The 20,692-nt window shown below is 54.8% G+C and carries 18 protein-coding genes; 6 read left to right on the top strand and 12 right to left on the bottom strand.

The annotated features are described in order from the left end of the window. Positions 1-89 precede the first annotated feature (89 nt). The 5 genes from hrcA to R6H26_RS27405 all read right to left on the bottom strand — a co-directional run bounded on the left by hrcA (position 90) and on the right by R6H26_RS27405 (position 4,559). The gene (gene hrcA / locus R6H26_RS27425) at positions 90-1,190 is read right to left on the bottom strand and encodes a heat-inducible transcriptional repressor HrcA (RefSeq protein WP_404787189.1); all 1,101 of its coding nucleotides are present in this window, start codon (positions 1,188-1,190) and stop codon (positions 90-92) included. 26 nt (positions 1,191-1,216) lie between these two features. Then, complete coding sequence (locus R6H26_RS27420) at positions 1,217-1,567, bottom strand: rhodanese-like domain-containing protein (RefSeq protein ID WP_404787187.1); 351 nt, start codon at positions 1,565-1,567, stop codon at positions 1,217-1,219. A gap of 622 nt (positions 1,568-2,189) precedes the next feature. Further along, positions 2,190-3,896, bottom strand: a complete 1,707-nt coding sequence (locus R6H26_RS27415) for a hypothetical protein (RefSeq protein WP_404787185.1) — start codon at positions 3,894-3,896, stop codon at positions 2,190-2,192. A 26-nt stretch (positions 3,897-3,922) separates the two neighbouring features. Then, positions 3,923-4,231: a DUF3181 family protein gene (locus R6H26_RS27410; protein WP_404787183.1), complete on the bottom strand. Its 309-nt coding sequence runs from the start codon at positions 4,229-4,231 to the stop codon at positions 3,923-3,925. A gap of 31 nt (positions 4,232-4,262) precedes the next feature. Further along, on the bottom strand, positions 4,263-4,559 hold the full coding sequence (locus tag R6H26_RS27405) for a 2TM domain-containing protein (protein ID WP_404787181.1): 297 nt from the start codon (positions 4,557-4,559) through the stop codon (positions 4,263-4,265). A 187-nt stretch (positions 4,560-4,746) separates the two neighbouring features. Here R6H26_RS27405 and R6H26_RS27400 point away from each other — a divergent pair, with 187 nt between their 5' ends. Next, on the top strand, positions 4,747-5,802 hold the full coding sequence (locus R6H26_RS27400) for an amino acid ABC transporter substrate-binding protein (RefSeq protein ID WP_404787179.1): 1,056 nt from the start codon (positions 4,747-4,749) through the stop codon (positions 5,800-5,802). A gap of 89 nt (positions 5,803-5,891) precedes the next feature. Here the strand turns inward: R6H26_RS27400 and gatB are convergent, their stop codons facing one another. The 5 genes from gatB to R6H26_RS27375 form a co-directional block, all read right to left on the bottom strand. Continuing rightward, positions 5,892-7,376, bottom strand: coding sequence for an Asp-tRNA(Asn)/Glu-tRNA(Gln) amidotransferase subunit GatB (gene gatB / locus R6H26_RS27395; RefSeq protein WP_404787178.1), 1,485 nt, complete (start codon positions 7,374-7,376; stop codon positions 5,892-5,894). Positions 7,377-7,511: 135 nt separating this feature from the next. After that, positions 7,512-7,664, bottom strand: coding sequence for a lasso peptide (locus R6H26_RS27390; RefSeq protein ID WP_404787177.1), 153 nt, complete (start codon positions 7,662-7,664; stop codon positions 7,512-7,514). 141 nt (positions 7,665-7,805) lie between these two features. After that, complete coding sequence (locus R6H26_RS27385; RefSeq protein WP_404787175.1) at positions 7,806-8,966, bottom strand: hypothetical protein; 1,161 nt, start codon at positions 8,964-8,966, stop codon at positions 7,806-7,808. 28 nt (positions 8,967-8,994) lie between these two features. Next, entirely contained in the window at positions 8,995-9,867 is an 873-nt protein-coding gene (locus tag R6H26_RS27380; RefSeq protein ID WP_404787173.1) for a hypothetical protein, read from the bottom strand. Between the two features lie 314 nt (positions 9,868-10,181). Then, on the bottom strand, positions 10,182-11,783 hold the full coding sequence (locus tag R6H26_RS27375) for a CHAT domain-containing protein (protein ID WP_404787171.1): 1,602 nt from the start codon (positions 11,781-11,783) through the stop codon (positions 10,182-10,184). A gap of 272 nt (positions 11,784-12,055) precedes the next feature. Between R6H26_RS27375 and R6H26_RS27370 the strand changes: the two genes are divergently transcribed. After that, the gene (locus R6H26_RS27370) at positions 12,056-13,366 is read left to right on the top strand and encodes an ABC transporter substrate-binding protein (RefSeq protein ID WP_404787169.1); all 1,311 of its coding nucleotides are present in this window, start codon (positions 12,056-12,058) and stop codon (positions 13,364-13,366) included. A gap of 165 nt (positions 13,367-13,531) precedes the next feature. After that, on the top strand, positions 13,532-17,470 hold the full coding sequence (cobN, locus tag R6H26_RS27365; RefSeq protein WP_404787167.1) for a cobaltochelatase subunit CobN: 3,939 nt from the start codon (positions 13,532-13,534) through the stop codon (positions 17,468-17,470). Positions 17,471-17,492: 22 nt separating this feature from the next. Here the strand turns inward: cobN and R6H26_RS27360 are convergent, their stop codons facing one another. Continuing rightward, positions 17,493-17,660, bottom strand: a complete 168-nt coding sequence (locus R6H26_RS27360) for an element excision factor XisI family protein (RefSeq protein WP_404787165.1) — start codon at positions 17,658-17,660, stop codon at positions 17,493-17,495. Positions 17,661-17,691: 31 nt separating this feature from the next. On the opposite strand from R6H26_RS27360, the gene R6H26_RS27355 reads away from it, so the two are divergent. The 3 genes from R6H26_RS27355 (at position 17,692) to R6H26_RS27345 (ending at position 18,474) form a co-directional block, all read left to right on the top strand. After that, positions 17,692-18,036 carry a hypothetical protein gene (locus tag R6H26_RS27355; protein WP_404787163.1) on the top strand — a complete coding sequence of 115 codons (345 nt, stop codon included), beginning with the start codon at positions 17,692-17,694 and terminating at the stop codon, positions 18,034-18,036. Further along, positions 18,033-18,218: a hypothetical protein gene (locus tag R6H26_RS27350; protein ID WP_404787162.1), complete on the top strand. Its 186-nt coding sequence runs from the start codon at positions 18,033-18,035 to the stop codon at positions 18,216-18,218. Before R6H26_RS27355 ends, R6H26_RS27350 begins: the two co-directional genes overlap by 4 nt. A gap of 121 nt (positions 18,219-18,339) precedes the next feature. Beyond that, positions 18,340-18,474, top strand: coding sequence for a hypothetical protein (locus R6H26_RS27345; RefSeq protein WP_404787160.1), 135 nt, complete (start codon positions 18,340-18,342; stop codon positions 18,472-18,474). Here R6H26_RS27345 and R6H26_RS27340 read toward each other — a convergent pair. Further along, positions 18,452-20,650 (bottom strand): DEAD/DEAH box helicase, encoded by a 2,199-nt coding sequence (locus tag R6H26_RS27340; protein WP_404787159.1) that lies wholly within the window; start codon positions 20,648-20,650, stop codon positions 18,452-18,454. The genes R6H26_RS27345 and R6H26_RS27340 overlap by 23 nt on opposite strands. Between the last annotated feature and the right edge of the window lie 42 nt (positions 20,651-20,692).

The following is a 20,692-nucleotide window of genomic DNA, read 5'->3' as shown; positions in this document are numbered from 1 at the left end:
AAAAACAGACTGTTTTTTAGGCAAATCGCCAGATTGTTTGGTTGGCATAGATTTCGAGGATTTTCCAAAATCGTCATGAATAATGCAGGCTAGGAAGCTTTGCTGAGCCGAGCGCTCAGAAACTCAGCCGTCCCTTCCACAAATGCAATCACCTTGTCGTAGGCCATGCGCGTAGGACCCAAAACGCCTACGCTGCCGACAGGCGTGGTGCCTTTTTGATAAACCGATGAAACCAGCGCGCAGTTTTGGATGGGTTTGAGCGCGTTCTCCGTGCCGATGCGAATCAGCACGGGAGGGCGGTTGCCTTTTTGGGCAGGCGGTACTTGGAACTCCAATCCTTCGTAAATCAGGGGCCAGAGCCGATCTTGCTCCTCTTCCAACATCTGAATGATGGTCTGAGCCTGAGCCAATTCTGAAAACTCAGGCTGGCGCAAAAACTCAGAAACACCGCCAATTAAAATGGGATTGGCAACGGGCAACTGATTCCGCTGACTGAGATCCTGACAAAGCTGCTTCAAAAACGCTGCAAACTTTTGAAATTGGCGGTCTAGCTCCTCCCAATCAATGGAAGCAAGCTCCGATAGCGACTTGCCACACAGGTGATGATTCAGGAAATTCGATAATAGGTGCAGCTCTTGCTCCAATAGCTCGGAGTCTTCAGATTCCCCAAGGTGCGCTGGCAAATCCATAAACACAGAACGGGTTTCGTAGGTATCCGTCACCAAAATGAGCATCACCCGCTGCGGCTCGACCTGCACCAGATGGAGGTGACGAATTGCAGTCGCAAGCGATGACTGAGGCACTGTAATGAGTGCCACGCAGCCGCTGAGGGTCGCTAAGATTTGAGCGGCTTGGCGCAGTAGGGTTTCAAAACTAGCGTGCTCGGATGGAAGGCGTTTGGACAAAAGCTGCTGGATGCGCTCTACCCATTGATCCGAGGGGGTAATGAGCTTATCCACGTAGACGCGATACCCAGAATCAGAAGGAACCCGACCTGCCGACGTGTGGGGCTGATAGAGCAAGCCCTCCTTTTCAAGCACGCCCATGACGTTGCGGATGGTGGCAGAACTGAGGCTAAACTCGTACTCCTTCGCCAGCGCCTGAGAGCCAACAGGTTCTGCGGTTTCAATATAGTAATTAACGGTGGCCCAGAGTACTTTTTGCTGGCGCTCGGTCAGTTGAACGTACATGACTGTATCTCACAGAGACAAGGGGGCTAATAGCGAGGAATAGAAGGATCGACCGCTAGAGAATAGGCATCGATTCCGCCCGCTACATTTTTGACGTTCGTAAAGCCCTGTTGGATCAACCACTGGCACATCTGGGCAGAGCGCATGCCGTGGTGGCACATGACGTAGGTTTCGGCCTGGGGGTCTAGCTGGGCGGGCAGCGTCGCCATCCATTCTGCGGACTGGCTTAGGGGAAAGACTTGAAATCCAGGTAGAGCGGCGATCGCAATTTCCTGCGGCTCGCGGACATCAATGAGCTGAAGCGGGGTATCCGCCGCTGCGATGCGCTGCGCTAAAGTCTCGACCGTAATTTCTGAAAGCGTGCCATCGTAGGACATAAGCGTTTTGAAAGAGATGTTTTTATAATTCAGAGCAAGTTAACACGAATTTAACATTTAGACGGGAAGTCCCGCGCTGTACCTGATAGGGTCAGCGTCGGGATGAAAGGCGCGGCGTTGAGGAGTTCAACCCCTGAACATTTTTGCCCACCGCGCAAACAGTGAAGGGGTTGGCGACGAACCGCCAAAAGTGTAAGGTTGAGGAACACCAACTAATTACAAGGTTTTTCCACCCCTCCTTTTGTGTGTCGAGAAAAATATCACCCTCGAAAACGTAATGGTGACGCGCCAACGCAAGGAAGAAAGGAAAGCTCAAATCAATATTCATAAAGTCGGCGGGAGGTCTATCTCGTGGACTATAAACAAATTGCCTGCGGACGGGGTTCTGAACGGGGATTGTAAATCTCTTGCAATCTAGGAAAGACCGGATGATGTAGGAACTTCTCAAAGTGCGGTGCTCCTTCAGTGGTGGTACATGAGCCGAGAAGCCCGCGCTGTATGCGGAGCATCAGCGTCGGGAGTATGTCACAAGAAATTAAGTGTATTCTGGCATAGCTTCACAGACTTCGCGCTGCCATGCCAGACGAAATCGGTCGATGCGGATAGCGATGGAGGGAACGACCTAGAAATTACCCGATGGGCTATTTTGCGGAGACTGCTCGTCCTGGGCCGATGGTTTGGGGCTGGGCGTTACAGGCGAAGGTACGACATCCGGCGCAGGAGAAGTCTCTGTCATGGACGAAGGCGAAGCACTCTGTGAAGGGGAAGATGCTGGGATGGGTGAAGGTGAAGCACCTCCCTTCGGAGAAGGGAGCGCTGCCGGAGAAGGGATTGCTTTGGAAGCTGGGGGTTGAGGGGGCGGCGCCGGGGGAATATCTGGCTGATTCAGTTGCTTAAAGAGCTTGTGGGCAAGGTTCGCGATCGCCGTTTGGCCGTTAGATTGGCGGTTGACCCAAGCGATCGCCTGCCCCTCAGACCCTCGAACCATCCGCAGCAGCGCGCCCCACACAATAGCGTTGGATTCGGCAGGGGTAATCTTCAGCGCCGTATCGATGCGACTCGACAAGCGACCCGTGTCGGATAGCAGCATTTCGCGGACTTCCGAGCGGGCGGAACGATCGGATTGCAACACATCTAAGGCAGGCGTCCAGGAGCCATTGACCAAGTAGCCCAGAATCCGCTGTACCGTACTGGCCGAGGGTTGATTGGCTTGGGCTTGCGTCACCCTAGCATGGAGCTGAATGGAGTCAAACTGCGCCTGCATCTCTGGGTTCCAGCGGACGAACTTATCTTGTTTGACTTGTTTGAGCTGTGCGAGAGCAGGCGTCCACAATCCACTTTTAGCAAGGGTTAGCGCATCCAGGTAGGCGCGGGCACTCGAGGCTGGCTGCGTCAGGGTAATGGGCCGCAGTTGACGGGCAACGCCATCGGCCATCTTGAGCTGGTAGATCGCGTACTGAGGCTCAATTCCAACGGTTTGGTTCACCACCAGTTCCGGCAAGTTGTCCCCCGTAACCTGCTGCCACTGAGGCACCTCTCCCGACGGGCTGACCCAGTTCAGCATGAGATCCAGGCGTTCGCGACGCGGGTTGAAGTAAAAAATTTGTCCGTAGGTCGCAACGCTGCTGCCCTTGGTCTGGAGTCCGGTCAACCGCAGCCACAGCCCTGGCTCGGGTGCGGGGTTGTAAACCTCAGATTGAGTGAGGGGCAGGGGCTGGCTGGACCCAACGGAAACTGACGGATTTTGGTCCAAGGCCAAGAGATCTGCGCCAGAGGGTCCCTTAACTGCAATGACTTCCGTCAGGCGGAAGTAGGGTTTGCTGAGAACCAACCGAATCAGCCACGGTAATTGTAAAGCGCGATAGATCCGAAGTTGGCGAATGCTCTGGCAGGAGTCGCTACAGCTCGCCCCCTCGGTTTCCTTCGCTAAAATCGGCATTGCAATGTCGTCGGCGGTCTTGACCTCGCCTCCTAGGGCAAATTCGGACTTCAATACAATAGGCTGACCTGCCGCAAACCCCTCTTGGTTCAGCGCGGCTTGGATTCGATCGAGGGTTTGGGGCGTAGAGCGATCGCGCTGGCGGGGATGCGTTGTACCCAATAACTCGCGGTCGACCCAGAATGCCAAATCTGGATTGACGAGGTACTGAAAGCTCAGCCATAGAGCCGCAGCGATCGCCCCAAAGCTGCCCAACAATATCAGCCAGGACAGGCGAAGACCTACCTTGCTAGCGCGAAGGGGAGTAGTGCCAAGAGCGGGAGAACTCGCAACATAGGCAAATGGCTTAGGCTTTCGCGCCTTTCGCCGAAACGGTTGGCGTGAACTCACAAGTTTTACGACGGTCGAATAGGGGGCTACAGACGGCGCTGAAAGTCTTCTAGCAAATCCATCAAATTAACCTGGCACTGCATGGGCAACAGCTCTATGAGCGGCAGTTCCCGCTTCCCTCCGCCCAACGAAACCGTCAAGGCAGAAAGGACCTGCATCACCTGAGACTCTTCAAGGGTTCCAGCCGACAGCAACGGAGCCAGCTGCTTTGCCAAAACCACATCCAAATGGGCGTCGGCAAGATAGAGGTGCCACTTGGCCACGTCAATATAAATATTCTTCCCAATTTCTGAAGCTAAGGCTTCTAAGTCGCTAGCAGAAAGTGCGTTAGTCATGATTAAGTCCGCCCCTTGCGTTCTATGGCGTTTAAATTTGCTCCGGTTTGCGATCTTTTGCGGACGGGTCTTGGGGCTGAGCCGCATCGGCTCCGCTGTAGTCAGCCCATCCAAAAACGTACAGCCCGTGAACGAGCAGCACCGCAACCCACCCCCCAGTCATCCAGAGCGTCCAAGGCCACGTCGCTTCTTTCAGGATCCTAAAAAACCAAGCTCCAGAGTTGACGGCGGCAAACAGCGCGACATGGACGGCAAAATTGATGCGATCTTCTAAGCGCCGAAAGGCAGGATCGCGACGGTCGGGTTCTCGGGGCCAACGAGGAGGCATTTTGTTAAACCTAAAGTGCGGGGTAGTTTACGGTTTCACAACTCTATCCTATAGCTAGACCTTTACAGGCGGGTATCGTTGTTGCAATTCTCGATTGAGTCCGGTACGCCTCGCAGGGGCGCTCGAGGTAAAATCCGAAAGGCGTAGGAAGCCCGCCGCAAGTTTCTGTCCTTTCAGATATTCCATCATGACCATGAAACCCGTTTGGCTGAAATTAAGCAGCGTGCTGCTCCTGGCTGGAGCGCTCTCCTCTTGCAGCAGCACGGCACCTCCCTCGGGCACCTCTGGCGCGACCGGACGACTCCAAGCTATTCTCGGTCGCGCTCAGTTGAAGTGCGGGATCAGCGGAGAGCTGCCCGGCTTTAGCTTTCTTAATACTCAGGGGAAATACTCCGGGCTGGATGTCGATGTATGTCGGGCGATCGCCGCTGCCCTGTTCGACAAACCCGATGCGGTCGAGTACCGTCAGCTCAACGCGAAAGAGCGCTTCACAGCGGTCCAAACCGGAGAGATCGACGTCCTCAGCCGCAATACAACCTGGACGCTCAGCCGGGAGACCGGAAATAAACTTGCATTTGCGCCCGTGGTGTTCTACGACGGGCAGGGCATGATGGTCCGCCAAAACAGCGGCCTCAAGACCCTCAAAGACTTCCAGGGGAAAACCGTTTGCACCCAAACGGGCACGACGAACGAGCAAAACCTATCGGACCAAATGCGCAAATTTGGGGTGCAGTACAAGCCCGTCACGTTTGAAGACGTGAACGCGACCTTTTCGGCTTACGCGCAAGGGCGCTGCGATGGCGTGACATCCGATCGCTCCCAGCTGGTCTCTCGACGCACGAAGCTACCCCAACCCGAACAAAATATTATCCTGCCCGAATTGCTCTCCCAGGAGCCCTTAGCCCCAGCCGTAAACAGCGGAGATATGCAATGGGCGGCGGCGGTGCGGTGGGTGGTATATGCCCTCATAGAAGGCGAGTCCTTAGGCATTACGTCTCAGAACATCGGTCAGTTTGCCAACTCTACGGATCCGGTCATCCGCCGCTTTTTAGGACTAGAAGGGGAGCTGGGCAAAGGACTGGGATTGCCCAAAGATTTTGCCGCGCGCGCCATCAAGCACGTCGGAAACTATGGCGAAATTTACGAGCGCAACCTCGGCTCCAAAACGCCGCTCAAACTGGAGCGGGGTCCCAACAAGCTATCTACCCAGGGCGGATTGATGTTCTCACCTCCCTTTCGATAGCGGCGAAAGACTGGAACGCCCTGTGGGGACGCGAGGCCGGGATGCCTTGTAGGGGCGCGAGGCCTTGCGCCGCCCCTACGAAATGTTTGCTATCCCTGTAATTTTTCAATCAGGAGCTGGTTGGCGAGCTTGGGATCGGCTCGCCCTCCCGTTTTCTTCATGAGCTGCCCCACAAAAAAGCCCTGAAGCTTTGTTTTGCCGCTGCGATATTGCTCTAGCTCGCTGGGATGGGCGACAAGAAGCTCGTCGATAAAGGCCTCTAGCACAGAAGGATCCGAAATTTGGGTCAGTCCCTTGCGCTCGATCAGTTCCTTTGGCGAGCCGCCCTGGGCCAACAGCTCTGGCAGTAAGTCTTTCGCAATTTTGGAGCTGATGGTATTGCTTTCGATCGCGTTCAGGAGTTCCGCGAAGGCTTGAGGCGTGAGGGCAATATCGGCGATCGTCCGTTTCTCGCTATTGAGGTACCCGGTAATATCGCTCATGAGCCAATTGGCCGCCTGCTTGGCCGGAGCGCCCGCAGCCAAGCCAGCCTCAAAATATTCGGCAACCGCGCGATCGTCCGTAAGGATGCGCGCATCGTAGGGAGACAGCCCCAAATCTTCTTCGTAGCGATGGCGCTTTTGGGCGGGAAGCTCGGGCAACTCGGCCTTCCACTGCGCCAGTTGGGCCGGAGTGACTTCAATGGGGGTCAGGTCTGGCTCTGGGAAGTAGCGATAGTCGCTGGCCCCTTCTTTGGTCCGCATGCTGATGGTGCGTTGAGTGCCCTCTTCCCAAAGGCGAGTTTCTTGAACGATGATGCCACCGGATTCGAGAATCTCGATTTGGCGGTCGATTTCGTAGTCGATCGCCCGTCCGATGGCGTTGAAGGAGTTCATATTCTTGATCTCGACCTTCGTGCCAAACTTCTCGCGACCGACTGGCCGCACGGAAATATTGACATCGCAGCGCAGCGATCCCTCCTGCATGTTGCCATCGCACACGCCCATGTAGCGCAGGATGCGTCGCAGCTCTTGGGCGTATTCAGCAGCCTCTTGGCCCGAGCGGATGTCCGGTTCGGATACGATTTCCGCCAAGGGAACGCCCGTGCGATTGTAGTCCACCAAGGAAAATGCCGAGCCGGAAAGCCGTTCGCTGCCACCATGCACGAGCTTGCCCGCATCTTCTTCCATGTGCAAGCGGGTGATCCCGATGCGCTTGCGGACGGGTTGACCGCGATCGTCGACCAGCTCGATTTCGAGCCAGCCGTGCTCTGCAATGGGAAGGTCGTACTGAGAAACCTGATAGTTTTTGGGCAGGTCGGGATAAAAATATTGCTTGCGGTCGAACTTGCTGTAGTCTGCAATTTTGCAGTTCAGCGCCGTCCCAGCCTTAACGGCGTACTCTAAAACCGTCTTGTTGAGAACGGGCAGCACGCCAGGCATGCCCATGCAGACGGGACAGACATTGTGATTGGGCTGCACCCCAAATTCCGTGGAGCAGTTGCAGAAAATTTTAGTAGCCGTACTGAGCTGACAATGGGTTTCTAACCCAATGATGGCTTCGTATTTAGTTTTGACAGGAGCCTCGGTAACCATGCCTTAAGTGCTTGCCATTGCGGAGGATCGGACTTCCATTGTAATCGGTTGCGCTGCACTCGGAAACGGGCAGCTACAGCCAGATCGATCGAGGTAGCCGAGAACCGCACCCCCCTCTTCTGGAATATTCGACCCTTAAATTCCTTCTAAAGAAGCAAATAAATCGAACGCAGCTAAACCATTGTCAGTAAACTTATTGATTTGCTGCAGATCGGATGCCAGCACCTGGGTCATGGTTTCAACGGTGCCGTAGTTGAATAGTTTTGGCACATTCCACGTTTTTTTCATCTTCAAGATCTCCCATTAACACGAATTCGATCAGCATAGTGCAAACCCTTAAGAAAGGAAATGCCTCGAGCGCATTTAACCCATTTTTTTGGGATTTTGACTTAAATTTTAGCAATTAAATCTGCCCCGCTCCGTCAGACGTCAAGGCGATTCTTGCAAAATCTGTCGGTCGATGAGCCGATCGATCAATCCTGTCAGTTCCAGAGATAGGTTGCTGGTGGGGTACTGCTGGGATAATTGGGCGATCGCCGCGTCCATCCCTTCCGAGTGCAGGATGGCGCGCCAAAAGACCGCCGCCTTGCCCGACAAACCAAAGGTTTCGCCTGCAGACAGGTCTCCGATTAAAATTCGACCGTCGAGTTCGCCAAAAACAATGCGATCGGTCGGTTGCAGCCATCCCCGTACGGTCGGTTGGATCTGAACGGGCAAAGGTTCCCCCTCATGCGGACGGTTTTTGAGACAGAGTGCGGGCGGCAAAATATGCCAGCTTTTCTCTAAAGCAGCCGTCACGGGGTTCCACAGCAAGTGGTCGGGTTCGTTCCACGGAAAGCAAAGGTAGTCTGGCAGACCGAGCCAGTAGCGATGCCCTGCCAGACGGGCTTGACTTTGAGCCTGCCAGGCCGCATAGTCAGGCCCCATTGCGTCGGGACCGCAGTCGTGTAAATCTCGACCGCTGAGACAATGAAGCACCCTTGGCTCGCGGGCGATGAGGGTCTGTCGGAAGTCTGGATGGGCGTAAAGGGGGGCAAAAATGAGGTCTTGCTGGGGATATTGCTGAAGCACGCGGTAAAATCGAGAGCCGCTCAGGGCGCAATCGTCTACGACGACTAAGGGCGCGTCGCAGGCGTACGGGGCGTGCAATTGCTCCGAACGCAGGTCAAGGATGTAGGACAGCATCCCCAATACGATCGGTCCGCCCCTCGGAACGCCATAAAATTGAAATTGCCCCAAAGCTTTTTTGCCGAAGGCCCGCTGCAATTGCTCCGCAAGCAGCTCGCAGGCGGAGATCGCCTCGGCATAAGACACGTAATGGAGTCGCTCGCAGGCTCGATCGAGCAAAGGAGCCTGAAGGCCGATCTGTCCGAGGACTTTAGCAGAAAACGTACCCAGAAGGGCTAAAACTGGCGCAGGATGGGCGCGAACGATACAAATGCCCTGGGATACGTCTTGCCAGAGGGGATGAATGGCGACAGCCTGAGCCACATGGTGGAGCGATTGCTCGACTGTTGCCAGCCCTAGCTGCTGCCCGTAGCGGGCCAGTGCGTCCTTTGCAAAGGGAATAGGGCAACAGCGATAGGTCATGAATGAGGGTAGCCCGCAGCAACCGAAGTTAAAGGTTTGTTAAATTTGTTAAATAAGATTCGATAAAGTCAATGAGCTGGGGCAGTTGCTCTAGGGAGCGCGGTCGTTGGAGGTAGGCCATCGGAACTGCTTTCGCAAGGCAGCTGCACTGATGAAAATGCTGGAGTCGAAAAGTCGGGTCGGTCAAGATTTTGGTTGCCCGCGAGTGCTGGATCAGCTCGGGAAAAGCTTTGGCTCGCGGGAGCGGGTGAATCCGGTTGACCTCCCCAGCTTGCAGGACGAAGAGATGCTTTAAGGGGACTGGTCCCCGATCGAACCGACTTTCCAATCGCTGAATTTGCTTGTGGCTGAGGGAGTGCAGTTGCAGTTCGTCGCTCCCGGAACCGATCGCCGCCATGGCATCGGGCAAAAGCTTAACTTCGGGAAAGCTGGGAATGACTTGAGGGCTGGAGGCATCCAAGCCAATTGCCATCACGTCGTCGGTAATGAGCCGATAGCCTTGCCGATGGAAAGCAGAGGCCAAGGTGGACTTGCCCCACCCAGAGCCGCCCAGAAAGGCGATCGCCGCTTCATCGCCGCGAGCGACGCAACTTGCATGGAGCACCAAGGCCCCCCGCTGTCGCAGCACGAACGCCATGGCCGCACCCAAAACATAGGCCCGCAGCACTGCCCGATCGGTCTCGGCTGGCGCGTCGATCGTGACTTCGCAGCCGTCGCGAATCAGGAGTTTTACCCCCAGCGGCAAGTCGATCGAAATCCGATTGCCTCGCTCGGGTTCCGTTACGGCCTGACCAAGAGACCCAAACCGAACCACGATATCTGGCGTGCCAGCATCCAGAACGGGTTGTGCTAGAGGCAACTCCGACTGAATCAGCAAACCGTAGGCAAAAGATGTATGCATCCCAAATCAAAAAAGACCGAACTGCTCCAGACAGTAAATAGGAACTCGCCCAAAAGTCAACCATTGCCAGGTCGATTTCCCCGCTTGAGGCGATATAGCCCTACGAGAGCATGTTAAGACGTTTGTAAATAGCCCGCTTTGAGCAGTAAGGATTTGATTAAGCAGTGCGTCCTAAGCAAAATCCGTAGTGCTATACAACCGGGCGCAGCACAGCGCTAAGTCTCAATTTCCTCTAGGTCCGGAGTTCTTATTCTTTAAGGATGCCCTGTTGCGGCGCCAAAAGTAGATCTTTATCGCGTCGTTTTCGGTTGAGTTTAGTCCCAATTGCCGACCACGGTGTAGCCAGACCAAAAATAGGGATGTATTAATGATGCATCTTGACCGGTCCGACCTAAGGCAGGCAGCGCAATAGGGGGTTGGTTGGGCGCAGAAATCTGCCCGTTGCGGACGCTGACTTCCCCGCGCAGCATGCGCAGTTGCGCTTGCCGCAGGGCATCCGCTTTCGTGGGAGAACTTTGTAACGCCCCGTAAAATCCCGTCATCAGACCGACCGTACCTTCGTCATCCACGGCCCAGAGACTGGCGATCGCCGAAGGGACCCCTGCATTAATGGCGGTTCCCGCGAAGCCCAGCTCCGCTTCTTTATTACCCAACGCCGTTTGACAGGCGCTCAGCACCAAAAGTTGGAGGGGCGGTAAAGCACTTTTCCACTGAAGGTCATCGGCAACTTTACGAATTTGGGAAAGGGGGAGTCGGGCGTTCCAGAACTGAATGTAGGAGTTGTCCGCCTGCCCGGCGTTAAAAACCGCATGGGTTGCTAAGTGCAGCACGCCAAAGCGCTGCTGGAGATACATCGCCTTCAGGTTAGAGAGCGTCGAATCTTCATCTAAGGTATTGCGGCTCGGACCGGACCAAAACTGTCCCGTGATGGCCGCAATTTCGACCGAGACGGCGGGAAGGGCCGCTAAACCTTCCGTACTTTTGGCAATGCCCATCGCCAACATCGGCTGCTGTTTGAGTGCCAGCGATCGATTGGTATTGGTCAATCCAAAACTTGGAATCAGGGCGCTGCTATACTTTTCGACTAAAAACTGGGTGCCGTCGTGGAGCGCGGCGATGGGAATGGTTCGCAGACCGTCATCCATTGAAAATAGCAGCGTATCGATGCCCTGGGCTTTAAGCTGCGGTTCGAGGGGCGCGACAATCCAGCGATAGAGCTCCTCGGAAGTCTCGCGATATTTCGGATTATCTAGCTTGGTCGGATCGCTGACGGCTTTGCGAAAATCCTTTGCAGCATCCAGCACGTCATCTCGAGAAACCTCCGGCAGCACTTCCCGAATCACGGGAGGGGTCGATGCGGCCTGCGCCATCATCGCTGGAGACAGGTGTAGGGAGGCGATCGCCATCGGTCGCGCTTGCCCCAAGGTGGCGCTGGATGGCAGGACCAGCAGGAGATGAGTTTGCTTTTTCAGCGCGACGGCATAGAGCACGGCTGGTTTTTTGCCCGTTTCTCGCGCAATTTGACCGAGCCGTTGCGAAATCTGCTCCGCCGTAGGGGCTTGATTCCCCACGGGCATTTCTAGATATTCGCTAAATTCCGTCAGTTGGAGTGATTCAAATTCGCGAACGGCTTCGGCAGGAGTGGCTTCTTGAAATCGTTTTTCAAAGGCTTCGCGCTTGGAGAGCGGCTTGGGAGCGCGGGGGGAGGGGCGGGAAAAGAAATCGAGGTCGAGCAAAGAAGGTCCCTGGCGTCGTCGGGGGTAATCGGAAGAATCACCTCGATCGGGCGTTTGCCGTCCTCCAGAGGGATTGTTACTGCCAGAGCCGAAATTAAACTGGGCGTCGGTCGCTGGCATCGGCCAAACCAGGGCGACTAATCCAGCACAACAAAGCAAGTTGAAGATCCGTACTCGCATCGGTCGGCCTCTCGATCGCACAGAAAAATAATTGAATACCTTTAGTGTAAGATTTCCGCATCCTTTCCTCAGCGATCTGCGTCACTGGAAGAGCGTGTTGGCAATACATCTTCATGCAACGCGACAAAGTCGCCCGTTCTGCCTCAAAACATTTGCACCTTGGAGCAAAACCTGCTAACTTTCCTCGCAGGTTTCGCTACGGGCGGGACGCTTTCGACATACACTGATCTCGACTTCCACAGATTACACTTACTGCGATCGCATTTTTTGCCATGATAGGTCTCAAAAATTGGAAACGTTGGGCGATCTTCGGCCTCTTAGGACTGTGTTTGAGCTGGCTGATAAGTTGCGGCAACAGTCCCCCGGAAACAGGGAAAGCTAAGGATCCGGAGGGCAAAGCCACCATCGAATTTTGGACGATGCAGCTTCAGCCTAAGTTCACTGACTATTTCAACGGCCTGATCGCGGCCTTCGAGAAAGAAAATCCGGCGATCGCCGTGCGGTGGGTCGACGTCCCTTGGACTGCAATGCAAAGCAAAATTCTAGCGGCAGTCTCGTCTAAAACAGCCCCAGATGTCGTCAACCTCAACCCAGACTTTGCGGCGCAACTGGCCGGACGCAATGCTTGGCTCGATCTGACGGACAAGGTAGCCCCCGAAGTCCAAAGCGAGTACCTGCCCAACATCTGGAAAGCGAGCACCCTCAACGGCAAAACCTTCGGTATTCCCTGGTATCTCACCTCGCGAATTGCCATTTACAACAGCGATCTCTTTCAAAAAGCGGGTATTGCTGCCCCGCCCAAAACCTACGCCGAACTGGCAACGGTGGCAAAAACCATGAAAGAGAAAACGGGCAAGTACGCCTTTTTCGTAACCGCTGCGCCCGGCGACTCTGGAGAAATTCTAGAATCTCTCGTGCAGATGGGCGTCAAACTCATCGATGCCCAAGGGCGAGCTGCGTTCAATACCCCAGAAGGAAAAGCTGCGTTTCAATACTGGGCTGACCTATACCAGCAAAAGCTGCTGCCGCCGGAAATGACGACCGAGGGGCACCGCCATAGCGTGGAGCTATACCAGTCAGGCCAGACGGCATTGATGTCTTCAAGTCCCGAATTTTTGGGCAACATTGCCACCGATGCGCCGGATATTGCCAAAGTGTCCGTAGCCGCTCCGCAAATTACCGGATCTACGGGCAAGAAAAACGTGGCGGTGATGAACGTCGTCGTTCCCAAAGATACCAACAAGCCCGATGCAGCCGTAAAATTCGCGCTATTTTTGACCAATCCTGAGAATCAGTTGAGCTTTGCTAAGGCTGCCAATGTATTGCCCTCAACAACGGCCTCTCTAAAAGATCCTTATTTCAACAAGGTGGCCGCAGATGCGACCCCCATCGATAAGGCGAGAGCCGTCAGCGCGGGGCAAATGAAGGCAGCGGAGGTGCTGATTCCGACGATCAAGGACATTAAATCCCTGCAAAAAATTCTCTACGAAAATTTACAGGCCGTCATGCTACAGCAAAAAACGACGGAGCAAGCGCTAAAGGAGGCAGAGCAAGCCTGGAATCAAGAATATGCCTCTAACTAGGGCTTGCCGAACAAGCATAGACCCCAGAGATTTCAGACCCTTCAGCGCGACTAGGGGTTGAACTGCGCGCGGAAAAAGGCAAAAAATAGTCAAACCCCTTTGCTTTCCCCCGTCGCGGCCTTCCCCTGCCATAATGGGAGCCATTGCCCATCACCCCAGAGCGCCATGCATCGTCTTGCTACCATCCCCGGCGGCTGGAATCCCGCCGCCGATGGCGTGATTTTTGTAGAACAGCAGCCCGCGCCCATTGCAGTCATCACCGCAGCAGATACCGACATCCAAACCCTGGCAGCGGCAGCAGCACAACTGCCAGAGAATTTCCCAGCAGTACGCGTGGTGAACTTGCTTCAGCTTCAGCAGCAGTTAACCATCGATACCTACGCCGAAGATGTCCTCAAACACGCGCAGATTATCATCGTGCGCCTCATTGGCGGGCAGGCGTACTGGAGCTATGGACTAGAGGTCGTGAAAGAAACGGCCCAACAAACCGGGGCAACGCTGATCGTCCTGCCTGGCGATGAGCGACCCGACCCCACGCTGGCGAGCCATTCCACCGCAGCGCTGAACGTAGTCAATCGAGTTTGGCAGTATTTCATCGAGGCAGGGGTCGAGAATTATCAAAACCTGCTGAAGTTTGTGGCCGCGCAGTTTTTAGACCATCCTATTGCCTATCGAACCCCACAACCTGTCCCCCGCGTCGGCATCTACGGCGTCAACCTCGACCTCAGCCAACCCCTCAGCTCTGGGGCAGGCATCCTCTTTTACCGCGCGCACTACCTCTCAGGCAATACGGCGGCGATCGATGCCCTCTGCGATGCGTTGGCGGAGCAGGGCTTAACACCCGTGCCGATTTTTGTCTCTTCTCTCAAAGAGCCGGACGTGCAGAAAGAATTGATCCATTACTGCCGTCAGGGCGTGGAGGTACTGCTCAACACCACCAGCTTTTCCTTGGCCAGCCTGGAAACCGATACGCCCCAAGTCGATCTCTGGGAAACCCTGAATGTGCCTGTCTTCCAAGTGATTTTCAGCGGCGGCTCGCGGGAGATGTGGGAAAGCAGTTCCCAAGGGCTAACGCCGCGCGATATGGCGATGAACGTAGCCTTACCAGAAGTGGACGGACGGATTATTTCACGGGCAGTTTCCTTTAAGACGGTGGAGACTCAAAACGCTGCCCTCCAGACCGATGTAGTGGTGTACGAACCCGAGCGATCGCGCATTAATTTCGTAGCAAAACTCGCCGCCAACTGGGTCAAACTCCGGCAAACCCCCATCTCCGAACGAAAAATCGCCCTCATTTTGGCCAACTATCCCAACCGCGATGGCCGACTGGCCAACGGCGTGGGACTCGATACCCCCGCAAGCTGTCTCGAAATTCTTAAAACGTTAAGAACAGAGGGTTATGAGGTCGGCGATATCCCTGCAACCAGCGATGCGCTCATGCAAGCGCTGACTCAGGGCGTGACCAACGATCCGGAAGCCCTAGAACTACGGGCTGTCCGCCAGTCTTTATCAAAGGAAGCTTACCAAGCTCATTTTGAAACCTTACCCGCTACCGTTCGAACTGGAATTGAAACCCGTTGGGGCAAATCTGAAGAAGCCTTCTTTCCGATTGCGGGGATTCAGTTCGGGAATGTGTTTGTGGGCATTCAGCCCGCTCGCGGCTACGATCGCGACCCCAGCCTCAACTACCACGCTCCCGACCTGGAACCGCCCCATCCCTATCTAGCGTTTTACCGCTGGGTGAGCGATCGGTTTGGCGCAAATGCAGTGGTTCACGTAGGCAAACACGGCAACTTGGAATGGCTCCCTGGCAAAAGCGTGGCCCTGTCGGAAACCTGCTATCCCGAAGCGGTGTTTGGCACGATGCCGCACCTGTATCCCTTTATCGTCAACGATCCGGGGGAAGGCTCTCAGGCCAAACGGCGATCGCAGGCCGTCATCCTAGACCACCTCACGCCGCCCATGACTCGCGCGGAACTCTACGGCAGTTTGCACCAGTTAGAGGGCCTGATCGACGAATATTACGAAGCCCAAACCCTCGATCCGGGGCGGGTGAGACTCGTGCGCGATCGCCTTGTCAAACTCATCCGTCAAGAAAACCTGCACCAAGACCTGGGCTTTGACAGCGAACTCTCCGACGAAAAAATTGCTGCCGTTTTAACCTCCGCAGACGGCTATCTCTGCGAACTCAAGGAAGCTCAAATTCGCGATGGACTTCATGTTTTCGGGCATTGCCCCCAAGGGCGGCAACTGCGGGATCTGGCAGTGGCGATCGCTCGAAATCCCAATGCCGGACGAGTGGGATTGACTAGGGCGATCGCCTTGGACTGGCAGCTCGACCTAGACCCCCTCACCGCAGAACTAGGAGAGCCTTGCTCCGCAACGCAACAGCCAAGACTTCAGCATTGCCGCACGATGGGAGATGTTGTTGAAGTTTTGGAAGAATATGCAGCGGAACTTGTAGAACAGCTCATGCAAGAATCGGGGGCGATTGCGTTCCGTCAACCCTGCATTAGCCCCCCCGACCCGCGCCACTTTCCTCAAGTCGGGGAACCCGCCCACGGAAGTGGCTTCCCAATTCTGGGGGGAGAAATGCAAAGTCTCGGGTCAATTTCCCCCCAATCTTGGGGGGCTAGGGGGGCCAGTGAAATGTCTGTTGCTAAAACCGATATATCAACATCAATTCAAGATACGGCAACCCAAAACCCTCCCCCCATCGGTATCCACACCCACTCAGAACTCACCTGGATAAACGATCGCCTTCTCCCCGCCCTTCGCCAAACCGATCGAGAACTCATCAACCTCCTACGCGGGTTAGACGGACAGTACATCGCCAGCGGGGCCTCCGGCGCGCCTACGCGGGGCCGACCTGAAGTACTTCCCACGGGCCGAAACTTTTACTCCGTAGACATCCGCGCCATCCCGACCGAAACGGCTTGGGAGATTGGCCGCAAAGCCGCCGAAACCCTCGTGGAACGCTACACCCAAGACAACGGCGAATACCCGAAAACCCTCGGATTGTCCATTTGGGGGACCGCCACCATGCGCACGGGCGGCGACGATCTAGCCGAAGCCCTAGCGCTACTGGGCGTTCGGCCCGTTTGGGATGGCGTCTCGCGGCGCGTGACGGATTTTGAGATCGTACCGCTGTCGAGTTTAGGCCGTCCCCGCGTGGATGTCACCCTGAGAATCTCCGGCTTCTTCCGCGATGCCTTCCCGAACCTGATTGACTTGTTTGACAGTGCGGTCAACGCCGTTGCCAGTCTGGACGAACCCGCCGACCAAAACCCCCTAGCCGCGCAATCCCGTCAAGAAGCCGCGCGTTGGATGGCGGAGGGGTTGGATGCGGAACAAGCTAAAGGGCGATCGCGGTACCGCATCTTTGGCTCTAAACCCAGCGCCTACGGTGCCGGACTCCAGGGCTTAATTGCCTCCCAAAACTGGGAAAGCGAAGCCGATCTCGCCCGCGCCTACATTAACTGGAGCGCCTACGCCTACACCGCCAAAGCCGAAGGCAAATCCGCTCCAGAAGCCTTCGCCCAGCGTCTCGGCACGCTGCAGGTGGTACTCCAAAACCAAGACAACCGCGAACACGACTTGCTCGACTCCGACGATTACTACCAATTCCAAGGCGGCATGACAGCAGCGGTGCGCTCCGTCTCAGAGACCGCGCCCGAAGTGTACTTCGGCGACAATTCCCGCACGATGCAGCCCAAAGTACGCAAACTGACGGAAGAGATCGGTCGCGTTTACCGCTCTAGGGTGGTGAATCCAAAGTGGATTGAGGGAGTAATGCGCCACGGCTACAAAGGTGCGTTTGAAATGGCGGCAACGGTGGATTTTTTGTTTGGCTACGATGCCACGACCCATTGCGTTGCAGATTTTATGTACCGGGGCGTCGCTGAAGCCTATCTCTTTAACCCAGCAGTACAGGATTTCATTCAGCGCAGCAATCCTTGGGCGCTGCGGGATATGGCGGAGCGGTTGCTAGAGGCCCATCAACGCGGGTTATGGGAAAAGGTGGATGCGGAGATTCTAGAACGGTTGCGGGCGATCGCGAATCAGGCGGAAGGGGCGATCGAGTCTCAGCATCCAGGGCAGTAGATTCAGAGATTTATTGCGCTTGTTACGCTACTGCATAACCCATGTACGGCTTCAGCTCTGGCAGACGAAACCCTAGTATGATATCTTCCTTTGGAATACCAGCCCGTTCTAAATCTGCGGCGTGACATCTTGGAGATCGCAGGGCATTGGGCTTTTGTCTGAAGGGGTTGCGATCGCGGTGAATGGGCAATAGTGCGACTTCTCTAAAGTTGTAAGTTATTATGGCAAAACTATCTCCAGAAGTCCGAGCAACTTTGAGCCGCCAAAAAGAACAACTGTTGGATCTAATCGATGAAGCAAAATCGCTAGAATTCATTATTTTAGAGGGTTCTGGTGAAAATTCTCAGACACTCCCGACCTTGGAACAACTTACAGAAATAGTCGAACAAGCCAGGATTCGACTTTCTCAACTGTCAACCCTTCACTTGCGTATTGCTGAAGCACAACCCAGTATCCCTGCCGATCTGCTAAAGTTGATGAATGAGGCGATAACAAATATCCAGAATCGGATTCCGGCTCTAGATCGCAGTTTAGAAGAAATTAAGCTTGATTGGAGATTGCAATGACTTCTCTGCCTACTTTCCCCGATCCAGAAAAGATTAAGCAGACTTTGGCAAAAGCGCATCGGAATTGCCAGGAAATAGAGTTAGCAGGAATTCAGCTAGAAGAAGTTATTGTCAAACTCGAACAAGAAAATTTAACTCGGCGTAAGCAACAGTTAAGAAAACTGTTACAGCAGAGTCAATAAATCGCCGCAGTCTCGAAAGCGATCGAGCTAACTTTAACGATAAATAAAATAAGGTGCGATCGCACAGACCAAGCCCAGCCATCCGGTGCAGTGATTTGACCCCTAGCGGTGGATCTGATTGATGAGGCGACCGCAGGGCATTAAGCACCACCTAGCAGCTCCCACTGCTACTCAGCCTAAATTGGTCGCTCAAATGCAGGAAGAGCGATCGCCCCAACCCATCCATCATCCACCTAAAGATCGACCGTTCTCTTGAGCGTTTCCCAAGCTTTTTGCGTATCTAACTGACTGGCCGCATAGTTAAAGCACAGTAGCTCATCGCTTAAAAACTGGTCGTGCTTCTCCAGACGCTTGTTAACAATGGTCGCCGCCAATTCCACTGCATCTGCTGGGCCTTCATCGACCAGCTCGCCTAGATGCACCATTAACTCTGAGGGAGAAATCTTGCGAACGGCGATCGCCATTTCATCTCGCCCCACCTTCAGCCCCCGCGCCACCAACTGCACCAGAATCGTATTGAGCACCACATCCCCTTGCCAGCAAAACAAGAGCGTTTGCTGACCCCGATCGATAACAGCCGTTTTCTCTAACCCATAGGCTGCAAAGTTAGCGCGGGCTTCTGCTAGTAAGACTCGAGCGGTCTTATCTAAAAAGGAAGGTACTTCATCGCTGCAATAAAGGTGAAACATTTCCTGGCGAATGCGATCGTGGACTTGCCCGACACCGCCGCTAAATTTGGGCAGCTTTGCAGTCGCTGCTTCCTCTACTTCGACGATCCGCTGAAAATCGTCTACTGTTAGCGCCCGCCATCGCTTGCCACCAAAGATAAAAAGCGTATTGGCAAGGAGCGGAATATTAGTAGGCAAAGTCCCTAAAGATTTGCCCTGGTGCAGCACCCGATATTCCTGAGGGGTTGCAAAGGCGCTGTAGAAACTGTAGTGGCTGACCATGCGATCGCCCTTTTCTCCCAGCAACAAACTGCCATCCTGGCTCTGCCGGATCAGTTCGTGTTGTCCCAAACATTTCAAGAGCTTGATAAACATCCCCCGATCCACCGACTGAAACGGCCCGGTCTCGCACAGAATCTGCCACGCCCGATCCGCACGCGTGCCGCCCTCTTGGGCAATCAGCGACAGCACCTGCTGAATTAGGGTGGAGAGATGCAGCTTATGTACGATCGGCGGTTCGCACCAGCCTGCTAGCAAGAGATTCAGAATGGCGATCGCCTGTACCAAGTCTGGGTACAGCGCGTCCTGGGGGTCTAGCTCGAACTCAGCATCGGGTACCGTAACGTAAAAACGGGCGATCGCCGGATCCCCAGCTCGCCGTCCCGACCGTCCGATCCGCTGGCGCATGCTGGCGACGGAAAACGGCGCGCCCACTTGAGCGATGGAAAGCACTGCGCCGACATCGATGCCCATTTCCAGGGTGGTAGTACAGACGAGGTTAGAGGGGCGATCGCTTCTGAGAAACGCTTCGGCTTCTTCCCGGAGTTCCTTGGAAAGGCTGCCGTGGTGGGGCCAAAATTCGTTGGGGACTCGGGCTTGTTCGCAGTGGCGGCGCAGGAGGTCTGCATATTTTTCAACGCTGCCGCGACCGTTCATAAAAATCAGATTGCGGGTGCCGCGCAGGTGCGTAAATAAATGCTGGCTGATTTCCAATTCGTCGCGGGAGGCGTCGGTAGCGCCTGTTTGGAGCGTTTCCCAATCTGCGAGAGTTTTGCGATAGCCGCGCACCTGAATCTTGAGCGCGCCGCCGCTACTGGGGGGAGAAATAAACCGCACCGCCTCTGACTGACCGGGACGCAAAAACTGAGCCGCCAGGGACATGTCCCCTAAGGTGGCGCTCAGACCGATACGAGGAATCCAACGATCCAGGGCAATCTCCAACCGATGCATGAGGGATTGCAACTGGCTACCTCGTTCGCTGCCAATGAAGCAGTGCATTTCATCGATGGTGATGTAATACAAGTTTTCCAGCAAGGTTGGCAAGGTAGAACCCCGTAGGGTCAGAAGTGCTTCCAAGGACTCCGGCGTAATTAAAATAATTCCGGCTGGATTTTTGAGAACTTTTTGTTTTTTATTAGAAGCAATATCTCCATGCCAGGGAGTGACGGGAATGTGGAGGCGATCGCCAATTTCCGAAAGCCTGCGATGTTGGTCGTTGATCAGCGCCTTGAGGGGACTAATCCCCAATACCCGAATGCCTGGCGCTGGCTCTTGCAAAAGCCTTGAAAAAATAGGCAGAAAGGCGGCTTCAGTTTTGCCGCCTGCGGTGGCGGCGGAAATGATGAGGTCGGTATTGCCGGAGAGAATGGGGGCGAGCGCCTGTTCTTGAATGGGGCGCAGCTTATCCCAGCCCTGCGACCAAATCCAGCGCTGTACTTCCTCGTGGAGCTGCCCTGACGATATTTGAGAAGTGAGATCGTTCATGGTGCTCAAAAATTAGCATGAATTGACCAACATCGGTTGCTT

It is taken from the genome of Altericista sp. CCNU0014 (assembly GCF_044923475.1).
Lineage (GTDB): Bacteria > Cyanobacteriota > Cyanobacteriia > Thermosynechococcales > Thermosynechococcaceae > JAAURS01.
Note: the sequence above shows the minus strand (reverse complement) of the source record. Positions and strands in the feature narration are given on the sequence as shown.